The organism is Bifidobacterium sp. LH_426 (assembly GCF_056356875.1).
On sequence record NZ_JBKEVB010000002.1, the window covers coordinates 288,463 to 304,593 of the forward strand.

Annotated in this window: 12 protein-coding genes; 9 read left to right on the plus strand and 3 right to left on the minus strand. The window is 66.2% G+C overall.

The annotated features are described in order from the left end of the window. Positions 1-48 precede the first annotated feature (48 nt). From glmS to garR, 4 genes are all read left to right on the plus strand, one after another. The gene (glmS, locus tag AC1AYD_RS03510; RefSeq protein ID WP_476502431.1) at positions 49-1,941 is read left to right on the plus strand and encodes a glutamine--fructose-6-phosphate transaminase (isomerizing); all 1,893 of its coding nucleotides are present in this window, start codon (positions 49-51) and stop codon (positions 1,939-1,941) included. After that, positions 1,941-2,690: a pseudouridine synthase gene (locus tag AC1AYD_RS03515; protein ID WP_476531531.1), complete on the plus strand. Its 750-nt coding sequence runs from the start codon at positions 1,941-1,943 to the stop codon at positions 2,688-2,690. Before glmS ends, AC1AYD_RS03515 begins: the two co-directional genes overlap by 1 nt. A 20-nt stretch (positions 2,691-2,710) precedes the next feature. Continuing rightward, positions 2,711-3,853 carry a glycerate kinase gene (locus AC1AYD_RS03520; protein WP_476531533.1) on the plus strand — a complete coding sequence of 381 codons (1,143 nt, stop codon included), beginning with the start codon at positions 2,711-2,713 and terminating at the stop codon, positions 3,851-3,853. Positions 3,854-3,919: 66 nt separating this feature from the next. Beyond that, positions 3,920-4,813, plus strand: coding sequence for a 2-hydroxy-3-oxopropionate reductase (gene garR, locus AC1AYD_RS03525; RefSeq protein ID WP_476532292.1), 894 nt, complete (start codon positions 3,920-3,922; stop codon positions 4,811-4,813). A 198-nt stretch (positions 4,814-5,011) separates the two neighbouring features. Here the strand turns inward: garR and AC1AYD_RS03530 are convergent, their stop codons facing one another. Continuing rightward, positions 5,012-6,001 (minus strand): LacI family DNA-binding transcriptional regulator, encoded by a 990-nt coding sequence (locus AC1AYD_RS03530; protein WP_476502535.1) that lies wholly within the window; start codon positions 5,999-6,001, stop codon positions 5,012-5,014. Between the two features lie 213 nt (positions 6,002-6,214). Here AC1AYD_RS03530 and AC1AYD_RS03535 point away from each other — a divergent pair, with 213 nt between their 5' ends. The 5 genes from AC1AYD_RS03535 to AC1AYD_RS03555 all read left to right on the plus strand — a co-directional run bounded on the left by AC1AYD_RS03535 (position 6,215) and on the right by AC1AYD_RS03555 (position 13,817). Then, on the plus strand, positions 6,215-7,147 hold the full coding sequence (locus tag AC1AYD_RS03535) for a carbohydrate ABC transporter permease (protein WP_476531535.1): 933 nt from the start codon (positions 6,215-6,217) through the stop codon (positions 7,145-7,147). Further along, positions 7,144-8,145, plus strand: coding sequence for a carbohydrate ABC transporter permease (locus tag AC1AYD_RS03540; protein WP_476531537.1), 1,002 nt, complete (start codon positions 7,144-7,146; stop codon positions 8,143-8,145). The genes AC1AYD_RS03535 and AC1AYD_RS03540 overlap by 4 nt, the downstream gene beginning before the upstream one ends. 415 nt (positions 8,146-8,560) lie before the next feature. Further along, positions 8,561-10,639, plus strand: coding sequence for a beta-galactosidase (locus tag AC1AYD_RS03545; protein WP_476502541.1), 2,079 nt, complete (start codon positions 8,561-8,563; stop codon positions 10,637-10,639). A gap of 276 nt (positions 10,640-10,915) precedes the next feature. Continuing rightward, complete coding sequence (locus AC1AYD_RS03550) at positions 10,916-12,256, plus strand: ABC transporter substrate-binding protein (protein WP_476531539.1); 1,341 nt, start codon at positions 10,916-10,918, stop codon at positions 12,254-12,256. A 133-nt stretch (positions 12,257-12,389) separates the two neighbouring features. After that, a complete protein-coding gene (locus AC1AYD_RS03555; protein ID WP_476531540.1) occupies positions 12,390-13,817 on the plus strand; it encodes an ABC transporter substrate-binding protein in 1,428 nt (475 codons plus the stop codon). A gap of 55 nt (positions 13,818-13,872) precedes the next feature. On the opposite strand, the gene AC1AYD_RS03560 is transcribed toward AC1AYD_RS03555, so the two are convergent. After that, positions 13,873-14,637: a type III pantothenate kinase gene (locus AC1AYD_RS03560; protein ID WP_476502544.1), complete on the minus strand. Its 765-nt coding sequence runs from the start codon at positions 14,635-14,637 to the stop codon at positions 13,873-13,875. A gap of 68 nt (positions 14,638-14,705) precedes the next feature. After that, positions 14,706-16,064 (minus strand): bifunctional phosphopantothenoylcysteine decarboxylase/phosphopantothenate synthase, encoded by a 1,359-nt coding sequence (locus AC1AYD_RS03565; protein ID WP_476531542.1) that lies wholly within the window; start codon positions 16,062-16,064, stop codon positions 14,706-14,708. Between the last annotated feature and the right edge of the window lie 67 nt (positions 16,065-16,131).

The following is a 16,131-nucleotide window of genomic DNA, read 5'->3' on the forward strand; positions in this document are numbered from 1 at the left end:
GCGCGAAGTGGTCCGTCGCGTTGCCGTCTCTTGGTAAGGTAGAGAGCTATGTGTGGAATCGTTGGATATGCAGGACATGTCGAAACCGCGTGCGGCAAACCGCTGGAGGTCTGCCTCCAAGGTCTGAAGCGACTCGAATACCGTGGCTATGATTCGGCCGGCGTGGCCCTGACCGCGCCCGGCATGGACCACGTCGAGGTGCGCAAGAAGGCGGGCCGCCTCGCCAACCTCGTCGAAAGCATCGAGAAGAAGCCGATGCCGCTGGCGACCGTCGGCATCGGGCACACGCGCTGGGCCACGAACGGCGTGCCGAGCGACGTGAACGCCCACCCGCACACCAGCATGGACGGCAAGGTCGCCATCATCCACAACGGCATCATCGAGAACGCCTCCCAGCTGCGCCTCGACCTGCAGGCCGAAGGTTACCGCTTCGCCTCCGCCACCGACACCGAGGTCGCCGCCAAGCTGCTCGGCAAGATCGTCGACACCATCATCCGCGAGGAAGGCAAGCCGGACCTGTTCAAGGCGGTGCGGCGCATGGCGCGCATGCTCAAGGGCGCGTTCACGATCCTCGCCACCGACTGCCGCCAGCCGGACATCGTCGTCGGCGCACGCCACGACTCCCCGCTCGTCGTCGGCCTCGGCGACGGCGAGAACTTCCTCGGCTCCGACGTGGCCGCGTTCGTCGCGTACACGAAGCGCGCCATGGAGGTCGATCAGGACCAGGCCGTGTGCGTGAGCGCCGACAAGGTCATCGTCACCGACTTCATGGGCAACGTGGTCGAGAACCCGAAGACCTACACCATCGACTGGGACGCCTCCGCCGCCGAGAAGGGCGGATGGGACTCGTTCATGGACAAGGAGATCCACGAGGATCCCGCCGCCGTGCAGCGCACGCTCCTCGGCCGCTACGACAAGAACGGCGACGTCACGCTCGACGAGATCCACATCGACGAACACGACTTCAAGGCCATCGACAAGATCATCGTCATCGCATGCGGCACCGCCGCCTACGCGGGCATGGTCGCCAAGTACGCGATCGAGCATTGGGTGCGCATCCCCGTCGAGGTGGAGCTCGCGCACGAGTTCCGCTACCGCGACCCGATCCTCACCCCGCGCACGCTCGTCGTCGCCATCTCCCAGTCCGGCGAGACGATGGACACGCTCATGGCGCTGCGCCACGCGCGCGAACAGGGCTCCAAGGTGCTCGCCATCTGCAACACGCAGGGCGCGTCCATCCCGCGCGAATCCGACGCCGTGCTGTACACGCACGCCGGCCCGGAGGTCGCCGTCGCCTCCACCAAGGCGTTCGTCGCGCAGATCACCGCCGCCTACGTGCTCGGCCTGTACCTCGCGCAGGTGAAGGGCGCGATGTTCCGCGACGAGATCCAGCAGACCATCGACTCGCTCAAGGACATGCCGCGCAAGATCCAGTGGGTGCTCGACACGCAGACCGGCGCGATCGAGAAGGCCGCGAAGCAGATGCTCAACGCGCAGTCGTTCCTGTTCCTCGGCCGCCACGTCGGCTACCCGGTCGCCATGGAAGGCGCGTTGAAGCTCAAGGAGATCGCGTACACGTTCACCGAGGGCTTCGCCGCCGGCGAGCTCAAGCACGGCCCGATCGCGCTCGTCGACGAAGGCGAGCCGGTCGTGTTCATCGTGCCGCCGGAACGCGGCCGCAACGTGCTGCACGCCAAGGTGCTCTCCGGCATCGAAGAGGTGAAGGCGCGCGGCGCGTACATCATCGCCGTGGCCGAAGAGGGCGACAAGGACGTCGAGCATTATGCGGACGTCGTGTTCTGGCGTCCGAAGTGCCCGACGCTGATGAGCCCGCTCGTCGACGTGGTCCCGCTGCAGCTGTTCGCCATGGACATGGCCAAGCTCAAGGGCTACGACGTCGACAAGCCGCGCAACCTCGCCAAGTCCGTCACCGTGGAGTGATGACGAAGCGACATCGGTATGTGATCGAGGAGCCGCGGATTCCGTTCGAACTGGACGTGGTGTATGAGGATGCGGGGATCGTCGTCGTCGACAAGCCGCATTTCCTCGCCACCACGCCGCGCGGCATGTGGTACCGCGAGACCGCGCTGATGCGCCTGCGTGAGGCGTACGGCGACGACGCGATCGTGCCGGCGCACCGTCTTGACCGGATGACCGCCGGCATCGTCGTGTTCGTAAGGGACCCTGCGTTGCGCGGCGCATACCAGATGCTGTTCCAGGAGCGGCGCGCGGAGAAGACGTATGAATGTCTCGCGCCGTGCGCGCCGGTCGCGCGGCCGCAGTACGGGACGATCGAACGGTTGGAGCCGCCGCGCGTGTTCCCGCTGCGGCGGCGCTCCCGCATCGTCAAGGACCGCGGGGTGCTGCAGGCGTACGAGACGCCGGGCGCGGTGAACGCGGAGACCGTGGTGGAGCTGGGGGTACCGGAGGCGCGCTCACAGAGCACGTCGTCGGCGCGCCCTGCGTTGCGCACGTATACGCTGCATCCGCGGACCGGCAAGACGCATCAGTTGCGCGTGCATATGAATTCGATCGGATTGCCGATCGCCGGCGACGACTTCTACCCGCGCATCCGGCAACGCGCCTACGACGATTTCAGCGAGCCGCTCGCGCTCGTGGCGAAACGCCTCGCATTCACGGACCCGGTCACAGGGGAGCGGCGCGAATTCGTCTCCCGCGTGCCGCTCTAAGCGAGGGAGAGGAGGACATCATGCGTGTGCTGCTGGCATCCGACTCGTTCAAGGGTTCGGCGTCGAGCCTTGAGGTCGAGACGCTGCTCGAGGAGGGCGTGCTCCGCGTCATGCCGGACTGCGATGTCGTGAAGTACCCGATCGCCGACGGCGGCGAAGGCACGGTGGACGCCGTAATCGCCGGCCGTGGCGGCGAGATCCGCGAGGTGCGCGTCTCCGGGCCGCTCGGCGACCCGGTCACCGCCCGCTACGGGCTGTTCGACTCCGGTCGTTCCGCCATCATCGAAATGGCCGAATCGAGCGGCATCACCCTGATCGAACAGAACATGCCGAACGCGCTCGGCGCATGCACGGAAGGTGTCGGACAGCTCATGCTCGACGCGCTCGACGCCGGTGCGCGACGTCTCGTCATCGGCCTCGGCGGCTCCGCCACCAGCGACGGCGGCGCCGGCATGGCGCGTGCGCTCGGCGCGCGCCTGCTCGACGCCGACGGCGCGCCGGTGCCGTGCGGACTCGCCGGACTGCGCCGACTGAAGACCATCGACGTGACCGGCATGGACCCGCGTCTCGCGCACGTCGAGATCGTCGCGCTCACCGACGTGACGAACCCGCTTACCGGACCCGACGGCGCCGTGCGCGTCTACGGGCGGCAGAAGGGCATCGACGCGGCGCGCATGCCGGAACTCGACGGATGGATGCACGACTACGCGCGGCTGCTCGCCGACGCGACCGGGCGCGACCCGGAGCGCGTGCCCGGCGCGGGCGCGGCCGGCGGGCTCGGCGCGGCGCTCGTCGCCTTCTGCTCGGCGCGCATCGTCAGCGGCATCGACGCGGTGCTTGACATCATCGGCCTCGACGACGTGCTCGACGGCGTCGATCTCGTCATCACCGGCGAGGGGCGCATGGACTCCCAGTCCGCGAACGGCAAGGCGCCGATCGGCGTCGCGCGGCTCGCCAAACGGCACGGCAAACCCGTCGTCGCCGTGGTCGGCTCGCGTGCCGACGACCTGGGGCGCGTCTATGAGATGGGCGTCGACCTGGTCGTGCCCGCCGTGACCGCGCCCGCCACGCTCGGCGAGTGCATCGCACGCACCAGCATCTCCATCCCGATCGCCGGCGAAAGCGCGATGCGCGCCTTCCTGCTCGGCGCGGGACGGGCATAACATTTTCCATAGGAAGTTTTTCATACCGGATACGGCCGCGCATCGCGGCCAGAACGAAAGGAACACATCATGAAGGTCGGATTCGTCGGACTCGGAATCATGGGCAAGCCGATGGCGCTCAACGTCATCAAGGCGGGCTACGAGGTGACCGCCTACGACTTCAACAAGGCCCCGCTCGAGGCGATCGAGGCCGCCGGCGGCAAGGCCGCGGCCAACGGCAAGGAGGTCGCCGAAGCCTCCGACGTGGTCATCACCATGCTGCCGAACTCCCCGCACGTGCGCAGCGCGCTGTTCGACGAGAACGGCATCGCCGAAGGCCTGTCCGCCGGCAAGGCCGTGATCGACATGAGCTCGATCGCCCCGCTCGCCAGCCGCGACTTCGCCGAGCGTCTCGCCAAGCTCGACGTCGACTTCCTCGACGCGCCGGTCTCCGGCGGCGAGCCGAAGGCCATCGACGGCACCATCGCCGTGATGGTCGGCGGCGAGCAGAGCGTGTTCGACAAGTACGAGCCGCTGCTCAAGACCATGGCCTCCACCGTCACGCTCGTCGGCGGCGTCGGCGCGGGCAACATCACCAAGCTCGCCAACCAGATGATCGTCGCCGTGAACATCGCCGCCGTCTCCGAGGCGTACTCGCTCGCCAAGAAGGCCGGCGTCTCCCCGGAGAACGTGTACAAGGCGATCCGCTCCGGCCTGGCCGGCAGCGTGGTCATGGACCAGAAGTCGCAGAAGATCTTCGACGGCGACTTCACCCCGGGCTTCCGCATCGACCTGCACATCAAGGACCTGCAGAACGCGCTCGACACCTCGCACGGCGTCAACGTGTCCGCACCGTTCACCTCGCTGGCCATGGAGATCCTCCAGTCGCTCAAGGTGCACGGCCACGGTTCCGACGACCACAGCGGCATCGCCGAGTGGTACGAGATGGTGAACAACTTCAAGCTGCAGAGCGGGGAGTGAGGGGATGACGCGCTTCGCGTGACGTCTTGATGCTGTGAGGGGCCTGCGCCGGTTCGGATGGACGGTGCAGGCCCTTTGTCGTGCTCATGTGTGGGCTGTGGGGTCTACCCCTCAGTCATGCTGCGCATGACAGCTCCCCTGTCAAGGGGAGCCTGAGGGAGGAGAGGGGTGCCTTGACAGGGGAGCCTGAGGGAGGGGCTATTCGGTGAGGTCGCGGACGGAGCCGCGTTCGACGAGTTCGGTGGGGATGACGGTCTTCACGCCGGCGGGGACGCGACCGCCCTCGCACTGGCGCTTGAGCATCGAGAACGCCTCCAGGCCGATCTCGTCGAACTTCATGCGCATCGTGGTCAGGTCGAGGCGCGGCACCATGCCGTCCAGCGAATCGTCGACGCCGACGACGCTCACGTCCTCCGGGACGCGGCGGCCGCCCGCGCGCAGGCCGAGGATCGCGCCGTACGCCATCTGGTCGTTCGCCGCGTAGATGGCCGTGCACTCGGGGTCGTGGGAGAGGGCGAGTCCGGCCTGATAGCCGCTGTCCGCATCCCAGTCGCCCACATAGGTGGGCGGGATGCGCAGGCCCATCTGCTCGAGCGCGTCGCGCCACCCCTGCGCACGGCTCTGCGCCGCACGGGAGGCGGAGGGGCCGGCGATGTGGTAGACGGTCTTGTGTCCCTTGCTCAGCAGGTAGTCGACGATGGCGGTCGAGCAGCCATGCTGGTCGGCGTCGATCGTGGCGCAGGTGTCCGAGGGGTCCTCGCTGATGAGCACGACCGGCAGGTCTCGTGGCGGCGTGAACGAGTTGAAGTCGGGCAAGTTCTCCTCCATGACGATGATCACGCCGTCCACCGGCAGCTGCTTCATGCGCTCCACCGCCGCGGTGAGCGTGCGTTCCTTGTCCTTGCCCAGCATGTGGATGGTGACCGCGTAGCCGCTGGCGTCCGCAGCCATCGCGATGCCCTTGAGGATGCGGGAGTTGCCGAAGCTCGCGATGTTGAACATGACGACGCCGATATCCTGGAAACGCCCGTGCTTCAGGGCGCGGGCCGCGTAGTTCGGGCGGTAGCCGAGCTTGGTCATCGCGGCTTCGACGCGTCGGCGCGTCTCGGGCTTCACGGCGTCGCTGCCGTTGGCCACGCGGGATACGGTCTGCGGTGAGACGCCGGCTTCCTTGGCGACATCCTGCATCGACACCGTTGATGTGCGTTCCATTGCGCTTCTTCTCCATGACAGTTTTATGTTTTCGTTATCAATATAACATAGCGGCTGTGAGCTAAGGCGCGCCGGCGATTGGCGGAAGTTGGATGTGGTGATAACATGATTGCGTAAACATTTTACAGGGTGTTCGGTTCCTCCGATGGGACCGGTCACTCGGACGATCCTTCGAAGGAGAGGGTTGGCATGGCCTCTAGTGATGTGACCGCCGCCGCGACGGCGCGTCATTCTGCTGTTGCCCGGGAGAACCGGCATAAGGCGGATTGGCGTGGTTGGAAGTTCATGGGTCCGTTTGCGGTGGTGTTCGTGTTCGTGTTCATCATCCCGATTGTGTATGCGATCTACATTTCGTTCTTTAAGAAGCAGATGATCGGTGGGACGCAGTTCGTGGGGTTGCAGAACTATGCGCGTCTGTTGGGTGATCAGCAGTTCTGGAGTTCTGTGGGTCGTGTGGCGTTGTTCACGGTGGTGCAGGTGCCGATCATGTTGTTCCTGGCGGCTGCGATGGCGTTGGCGATCGACAGCATGAAGTTGCATGGGACGAAGTTCTTCCGTATCTCGACGTTCCTGCCGTATGCGGTGCCGGCGGTGGTGTCCACCCTGATTTGGGGTTTCGTGTATGGCGCGAAGTACGGTCTGGTGGGTTCGCTGAACGACGTGTTGGGCACGCATATCGACATGTTCGCGCCGAACGTGTTGTTGGCGTCGATCGGGAACATCAACACGTGGGAGTTCACGGGCTATAACATGCTGATCTTCTACAGCTCGCTGTCGACGATCCCGCATTCGCTGTATGAGGCGGCTTCCATTGATGGCGCGTCGGAGTGGCAGATCGTGAAGTCGATCAAGCTGCCGGAGCTGAGGGGTTCGTTGGCGATCACGGTGATCTTCTCGATCATCGGTTCGTTCCAGTTGTTCAACGAGCCGAGCATTTTGCAGAACATGGTGCCGGGCAATGCGATCACGACGTACTACACGCCGAACATGTACGCGTACAACCTGTCGTTCTCGGGTAACCAGTCGAATTATGCGGCCGCGTTGGCGATCGTGATGGCGGTGATCACGATGGCGATCGCGTATGCGGTGCAGTTGAACAGCATGAAGGAGCAGATGAAGTGAGTGCGACGACGGGTATCGAGACGTTGACTCCGGCCGAGCTCAAGGCGCAGGAGAAGGCCGCGAGGGCGGCGGAGAAGGCCAGGCAGAAGCGGGTCGCCAAAGACGAGGCCGCGGAGCGGCGCCGCGCGGAGAGGAGCGGGTTCGCGAACGTGAACAATCCGCGTCGCAGCACTCTGATGACGGTGTTGTGCGCGATCTTCGCGGTGTACTGCCTGTTCCCGTTCGTGTATCTGATGATCAACGCGACGAAGACGCAGGCCGACTTCACGAGTACGTTCGGCCTCGGGTTCGGCAAGTCGTTCGCCCTGTGGGACAACATCGTGACGGTGTTCACGTACCAGGATGGTATCTTCGGCCGTTGGCTGGTGAACACGCTCCTGTATGTGGTGGTGGGCGCGGGCGGCGCGACCCTGTTGGCGATCATGGGCGGCTACGCGTTGGCGAAGTTCCGGTTCCCGGGCAGGAAGGCCGTGTTCGCGGTGATCATCGGTTCGATCTCGGTGCCGGGCATCGCGTTGGCGGTCCCGCAGTTCCTCCTGTTCGCCAAGCTGGGCCTGACGAACACGCCGTGGGCCATGATCATCCCGTCGCTGATCAGCCCGTTCGGCTTGTATCTGATGTGGATCTTCTCGGAGCAGGCCGTGCCGACCGAGCTTCTTGAGGCGGCGCGCGTGGATGGTGCGAGCGAGTTCCGCACGTTCTGGCAGATCAGCCTGCCGTTGCTCGCGCCGGGTATCGTGACGACGGCGTTGTTCACGATCGTGGCGACGTGGAACAACTATTTCCTGCCGTTGATCATGTTGAAGGACGCGGACTGGTATCCGTTGACGATCGGCTTGAACCAGTGGAAGGACCAGGCTTCCACGGCGGGCGGCCAGGCGATCCAGAACCTGGTGATCACGGGTTCGCTGATCACGATCATCCCGTTGGTGGTCGCGTTCCTGTGCCTGCAGAAGTACTGGCAGTCCGGCCTGGCCGCCGGCGCCGTCAAGGAGTGACACGGTCGGCCCCCTCTGACGAGGGGGCTCCCGGCGGAGCCGGGTGGGGGAGAGACCGCGGCCGTAGGCCGCGGGGAACGGTATCGGTCTTGCGGCCGATGTGGCTTCCTGCCTCCCTCTGACGAGGGAGGTGCCGGCCATGGGCTGGCGGAGGGAGAGAAGGAGAGCGGCCATAAGGCCGCGGGGAGATCGCATCGGCCGAAGGCCGATCCTGTTTCCTGCGGCCTGCGGCCGCTGTCTCTCCCTCAGTCCGCCTGCGGCGGACAGCTCCCTCGTCAGAGGGAGCCCACCCCCTCAGCCGCGCTTCGCGCGCCAGCTCCCCCTAAAGGGGGCGCAGAAATACCGAATCGGGCTCACGCCCGATTCCGCGGCGATTCCGAAGCCGATTCCGAAGCTTGATACTAAGGATTTTGTTATGAGTGAACATAGGACGTTCCAGTGGCCGCAGCCGTTGGGCGGCGGCAAGCCGCGCATCTGGTATGGCGGCGACTACAACCCCGACCAGTGGCCCGAAGAGGTGTGGGACGAGGACATCACCCTGATGAAGGAGGCCGGCGTCAACCTCGTGTCCGTCGCCATCTTCAGTTGGGCGAAGCTCGAACCGCGTGAGGGCGAATACGATTTCGACTGGCTCGACCGCGTGATCGACAAACTCGGCAAGGCCGGCATCGCCGTCGACCTCGCCTCCGGCACCGCCTCGCCGCCGATGTGGATGACGCAGGCGCACCCGGAGATCCTCTGGGTCGACTACCGCGGCGACGTGTGCCAGCCCGGCGCCCGCCAGCATTGGCGCGCCACCAGCCCGGTCTTCCTCGACTACGCGCTGAAGCTGTGCCGCAAGATGGCCGAGCACTACAAGGACAACCCGTATGTGGTCGCCTGGCATGTGAGCAACGAGTACGGCTGCCACAACCGCTTCGACTACTCGGACGACGCCGCGCGCGCCTTCCGTGACTGGTGCGAGAAGCGCTACGGCACGATCGAGGCCGTCAACGAGGCGTGGGGCACCGCGTTCTGGGCGCAGCACATGAACGACTTCTCCGAGATCATCCCGCCGCGCTTCATCGGCGACGGCAACTTCATGAACCCGGGCAAGCTGCTCGACTGGAAGCGTTTCAGCTCCGACGCGCTGCTCGACTTCTACAAGGCCGAACGCGACACGCTGCTCGAGATCGCACCCAAGCCGCAGACCACGAACTTCATGGTCTCCGCCGGCGGCACCGGCCTCGACTACGACAAGTGGGGCTACGACGTCGACTTCGTGTCCAACGACCACTACTTCACGCCCGGCGAGGCGCATCTCGACGAGCTCGCCTACTCGGCGTCCCTCACCGACGGCATCGCGCGCAAGCATCCGTGGTTCCTCATGGAGCACTCCACGTCGTCCGTGAACTGGCGTCCGATCAACTACCGCAACGAGCCGGGTGAGCTCGTGCGCGACTCGCTCGCGCATCTCGCCATGGGCGCGGACGCGATCTGCTACTTCCAGTGGCGCCAGTCCAAGGCAGGCGCCGAGAAGTGGCACTCCGCGATGGTTCCCCACGCGGGCCCCGACTCGCAGGTGTTCCGCGACGTGTGCGAACTCGGCGACGACCTGAACCTGCTCGCCGACGAAGGCCTTCTCGGCACCACGCTCGTCAAGTCCAAGGTGGCCGTGGTCTTCGACTACGAGTCGCAGTGGGCCACCGAGCACACCGCGACGCCCACCCAGAACGTGCGCCACTGGACCGAGCCGCTCGACTGGTTCCGCGCCCTCGCCGACGTCGGCGTCACCGCCGACGTGGTGCCGGTGCGCGGCGACTGGGACGGCTACGACACCGTCGTGCTGCCCGCCGTCTACATCCTCTCCGAGGAGACGTCGCGCCGCGTGCGCGAGTACGTGGCGAACGGCGGCAAGGTCATCGTCACCTACTACACGGGACTGTCCGACGAACGCGACCACATCTGGCTCGGCGGCTACCCCGGCTCGATCCGCGACGTCGTCGGCGTGCGCGTCGAGGAGCACGCGCCGATGGGCGACGACTTCCCCGGCACGATGGACCATCTGGACCTCTCGAACGGCGCCGTCGCGCACGACATCGCCGACGTGATCGGCTCCGTGGCCGAGACGACCCGCGTGCTCGAGACCTTCAAGGCCGACAAGTGGACCGGCTTCGACGGCGCGCCCGCCATCACCGTCAACGATTTCGGCGACGGCAAGGCCGTGTACGTCGGCGCGAAGCTCGGGCGCGAGGGGCTGGCGACGAGCCTGCCGGAGATCCTCGACGTGCTCGGCGTCGAGATCCCGGCCGAGGACGACCGCGGCGAGGTGCTGCGCATCGAACGCGCGGACGTGACGGACGAGAACCACTTCGTGTTCCTGTTCAACCGCACGCACGACGTGGCCGTCGTGGACGTGGAGGGCAAGCCGCTCGTCGCCTCGCTCGCCCAGGTCAACGACAGCGAGCATACGGCCGCCATCCAGCCGAACGGCGTCCTCGTCGTCAAGCTGTGACGGAACGGGACCGCGCCCATCCCGGTCGCGGCCCCGTCCGGTCCGTCGTGGCCGCGACCGGTGTGGTTGCGATAACACGCCGGACCGGGTGGCGGAATATCGCGTTATATGTATAATTGATGTTATCGCAACCATCAATGACGAAGAAGGTAGGAACCACAACGGATTCCCACGGCCGGGAGTTCAGGATCGTACGAATCCCGGAGTCGTCGATGGAAGTGGTAGACAACAGGTCTTCGGCCGGACGGACGGTCGAAGGGAAGGAGCACAAGGACGATGAAGTTCACCAATGCGAAGAAGGCCATCGCGCTGACCGGCGCGATCGCGATGCTCGCCAGCGTCGCGGCCTGCGGTTCCGATACCAACTCGCAGCCGGCTCAGGAGAAGGACGCCAAGGAGATCACCGTGTGGGCCTGGGAGCCCACGCTGACCCAGGTGGCGAAGGACTTCACGAAGAAGACCGGCATCAAGGTCAACCTCAAGAACGTCGGTACCAACACCAAGGAGTACACGCAGCTCGACAACGCGATCGAGGCCGGCTCCGGCGCCCCGGACGTCGCCCAGATCGAGTACTACGCGATCCCGCAGTACGCCATCAAGGGCAACCTGCTCGACATCACCGACAAGACCTCCGGCTACAAGGACTTCTACACGCCCGGCCCGTGGGCCTCCGTGCAGTTCGCCGGCAAGGTCTACGGCCTGCCGATGGATTCCGGCCCGATGGCGTTCTTCTACAACAAGGACGTCTTCGACAAGGCCGGCGTCGACGCCACCCAGATCAAGACCTGGGACGACTACTACCAGGCCGCCAAGAAGATCCACGCCCTCGGCGACAACTACTACATCACCTCCGACACCGGTGACGCCGGCTTCTACGATTCGATGACCTGGCTGGCGGGCGCCACCCCGTTCAAGACCTCCTCCGACGGCTCCGAGGTGACCATCAACCTCACCGGCGACGAGAAGGTCAAGGAGTTCAACGACTTCTGGCAGAAGATGCTCGACGAGGGCCTGCTCGACACCAAGACCACCGGCTGGTCCGAGGACTGGTTCAAGGGCATGACCGACGGCACCATCGCCTCCCTGCTCACCGGCGCGTGGATGCCGGCCAACCTGGCCAACTCCGCGGCCGCGGGCGCCGGCAAGTGGCGCGTCGCCCCGATGCCGACCGCCGACGGCTCCGCCACCAACTCCGAGAACGGCGGCTCCTCGCTGGCCGTGCTGAAGTCCTCCACCAAGTCCGACGCCGCGTACAAGTTCATCGAGTACGCGAACCACGGAGACGGCGTGGCCACCCGTGTGGCCGGCGGCGCCTTCCCGGCCGACAAGAAGTCGATGGAGTCCGATTCCTTCAAGAACGCCACCACGGTGAAGAACTCCGAAGGCCAGGACGTCGACTACTTCGGCGGCCAGAAGTACAACGAGGTCCTCGCCCAGGCGGCCGAGGACGTCTCCTCCGACTACCAGTTCCTGCCCTTCGAGGTCAAGGCCCGCACCATCTTCGGTGACTACATGGGCAAGTCCTACACCGGCGACCAGAAGCTCTCCGACGGCATCGCCGCCTGGCAGAAGGCCCTGCAGGACTACGGCAAGGACCAGGGCTTCACCGTCAAGTGAGCCTCCGAGCCTTGATTCGGCGGCATCCCATGACGGGATGAGCCGATGGAATCCCAAGCCCCGTCGTTCCCCGCGACCGACGGGGCTTTCCCATGCCCGGAACAGCGCGGCCCCGGTGTGTAGACTGGTCGGCATGGCATCACGAATCGTCGCACGGATCAGACGCGCCGCCGCCGTGGCGTGCGCCTCGCTCGCCGTCGTCGCGGCCGCCGCATGCGGCGCCGCGACGGACACGCGCACGCACATCACCGTGTGGAGCTGGGAGCCGAGCATGGAGGAGGTCGTCGACCGCTTCGAACAGGACAATCCGGACGTCGTCGTCGAACTGCGGAACATCTCCGGCTACGAGGACCTCAACACCGCCATCCAGGACGGCTACGGCATGCCCGACGTGGCGCAGATCGAATACTTCGCGCTCCTGCAGTACGCCGTGTCCGGCCAGCTGCTCGACATCTCCGACTACGTGGGCGACGACTACGTGAACTTCTACACGCCCGGCACCTGGTCGAGCGTCCAGCTCGCCGGGCGCGTCTACGGCCTGCCGATGGATTCCGGCCCGATGGCGTTCTTCTACAACAAATCCGTGTTCGACCAGGTCGGTGTCGACGCCTCGCAGATCAGGACCTGGGACGACTACTACGAGGCGGCGAAGAAACTCAAGCAGATCGGCGTGTACATCGCCGCCGACGCGGGCGACGCCAGCTTCTACGACGCGATGATCTGGCTCGCCGGCGGACAGCCGTTCCACACCAGTCCGGACGGCAAGACCGTCACCGTGAACCTGACCGGCGACGACGGCACGAAACGGTTCACCGCGTTCTGGCAGAAGATGATCGACGAAGGACTCATCGACACGCACCGCACCACATGGTCGGACAGCTGGAAGCGCGCGCTCGGCACCGGCGACATCGCCTCCGTGTTCTCCGGCGCGTGGATGCCGTCGATGCTGCTGTCGAACGTGCTCGGCGCCGCCGGACTGTGGCGCGTCGCGCCGATGCCCACGCCCGACGGGCAGCCCACCAACGCGGAGAACGGCGGATCGGCGATGACCGTCCTCCAATCCACGCGCAAGCCGGAGGCCGCCTACCGCTTCGTCGACTTCGTCACGCACGACCGGCAGGGCATCGAGGCGCGCGTCGCCGGCGGCTCGTTCCCCGCCGACCTCGCCACGCTGTCCAGCCGCGAATTCCTTACCAAGACCACCGTGCGCGCCTCCAACGGCATCGACATCCCGTACTTCGGCGGACAGCAGTTCAACCGGGTGCTCGCCGACGCGGCCGAGAACGTGTCCGTCGGCTACCAGTACCTGCCGTTCGAGGTGTACGCGCGATCCGACTTCCGCGCCACCGTCGGCAAATCCTACCGGTGGTCGAGCGCCTGGCAGTCGTATGTCAAACGCCGCCATGAGATCCGCCTCGGCATGACCGACGAGGACGGCAACCCGCTGCAGCCGCGCGAGAACCCGGGCGAGAAGATCACCCTCAGGAAGGGCATCGCCGCCTGGCAGGCCGACGTGCGCGAATACGGCGTGAACCAGGGCTTCAACGTGCTCAGCCGCTGACGGGCCGAAGCCGGCCCCCACCCGGCTTCGGCTCCGGCCCCGGCTCCGGCCCCGCTCACGCGTTGCGCGAGTAGATGTACGCCATGCCCTTGAAGATCAGGTCCGGATCGTAGATGTCGATCATGTCCGTGTCGTCCTTGAAGATGCGGCTCAACCCGCCCGTCGCCACCACCTGGAACGGCTCGTCGATCTCCCTGCGGAACTGGTCGATCGTGCGTTCGATGCCGCCGAGGAACGTGTAGTAGAGACCCGCCTGCATGGCGGTGCGTGTGTTCGTCGCCAGAATCGACTTCGGACGCGTGATCTCCACCTCCGGCAGCTGCGCGGTCTGGCCCCACAGCGCCTCGGCGCCGGTGCGGATGCCCGTCGTGATGAATCCGGAGACGATCGTGCCGGTCCCGTCCACGTAGTTGAACGTCGTCGCCGTGCCGAAGTCGGCCACCAGGATCGGCCCGCCGTACGTGTGGTAGGCGCCCGCGCAGTCGGCGATGCAGTCCGAGCCGAGCGTCTTCGGATCGTCGAGACGGATGTTCATGCCGGTCTTGATGCCCGGTCCGACGATCATCGGCTCCATGCCGAGGAACTTGATGATCGACGAACGGAACGAGTACATGACCTTCGGCACCACCGAGCAGACGATCACGTCGTCCACGTCGCGGGCCGTGTAGTGGCTCAGCGCGAGGTACTGCGTGATCATGAGCCCGTACTCGTCCGACGTGTGCGTCGCCTTCGTGGTGATGCGGTAGGAGCCGACGATGCGGTCGCCCTCCAGAAAACCGATCACGATGTTCGTGTTGCCGATATCGACGGCCATCAGCATGATGCGTATCTCCTTTGATTCGTCAGAGGGAGGTGATGGATGGTATCGGCCCGGGGCCGATGCCGTGGTTACTTGCGCAGGGCGGCGAGACGGAGGAGCAGGCGCTTGGCGAGGGCGGTCTTGTCCATCAGGTCCCAGTGCTCGATGTGCGGGGTCTGCTCGTCCTTGCCGCCCGGCGTGAGTACGGTCACCACGTTCGTGTCCGTCGCGAATCCGGCGCCAGGCTCGCGCAGATCGTTCGCCACGAGCATGTCGCAATGCTTGCCGGCGAGCTTCCTGGCCGCGTTGCGCACCAGATGCTCGGTCTCCATCGCGAACCCGCACAGCACCTGCGAGCCGTCGTCGCGCTTGCGTCCGCCCGCCCACGCGAGGATGTCCGGATTCGCCACGAGCGTCAGCGTGATCGACTCGCGCCCCGCCTTCTTGATCTTCTCCGGGGCGACGTCGTCGACGCGGAAGTCGCCGACCGCCGCCGCCATCACCGTGATGTCCGCCGCGGCGAACGAATCCGACACCGCCTCGAACATGTCGCGCGCCGTGGTCACGTGCACGACGTCCACGCCCTCCGGCTCCGCCAGCGAGACCGGGCCGGAGACCAGCGTGACGTGCGCGCCCAGCTCGGCCGCCGACGCGGCCAGCGCGTAGCCCATCTTGCCGGTCGAATGGTTCGTCAGGTACCGCACCGGGTCGAGCGGCTCCTGCGTCGGTCCCGCCGTGACCAGCACGTTGAGGCCCCTGAGCGGCAGGGATGCGGTCGCGCCATGGGAATCCGCCCCGTCGATGCGCTCGGTCGGCGTATCGTCCGCGTCGGCGTGTCCGTCGTGATCGTCGCGCGCGTCCGCGGCGTCATGCCCGTCGCCGCCCGCCAGCAGCGCGGCGGCCGCCCGTTCGATTTCCTCCGGCTCGGGCATGCGGCCGCGGCCCGTGTCGCCGCAGGCGAGCGTGCCGGACGCCGGATCGAGCACCGTCCAGCCGAAATCACGGCAGACGCCGATGTTGCGTTGCGTGGCCGGATTGTCGTACATGTGTACGTTCATCGCCGGGCACAGGAGCTTCGGGCCCTCGTAGGCGAGGATCGTGGAGGTGAGTGTGTCGTCGGCCATCCCGGCGGCGATGCGCGCGATCACGTCGGCGCTCGCCGGCGCCACGACCAGCAGGTCCGCCCAGGCGGCGTCCTTCACATGGTTGATGGTCGCCGGGGCCGGATTCGCGGCCACATCGCCGGGGACGGCGGGGGAGTCGGGGAACATCGCGGTGCGCGTCGGTTCGCCGGTCAGCGAGGTGAAGGTGAGCGGCGTGACGAACCGTTCCGCCGCCGCCGTCTCGACCACGCGGACCGTGTGCCCCGCCTTCGTCCAGTCGGACGCGAGATGGCAGGCCTTGAACGCGGCGATGCTGCCGGTGACCCCCAGAAGAATACGTGCCATGGTTGTGAAAAGCCTCCCGGCCGGGAATCCCGGTCGAACCTATGCCGATGCCGCCGTGCACTGCGGT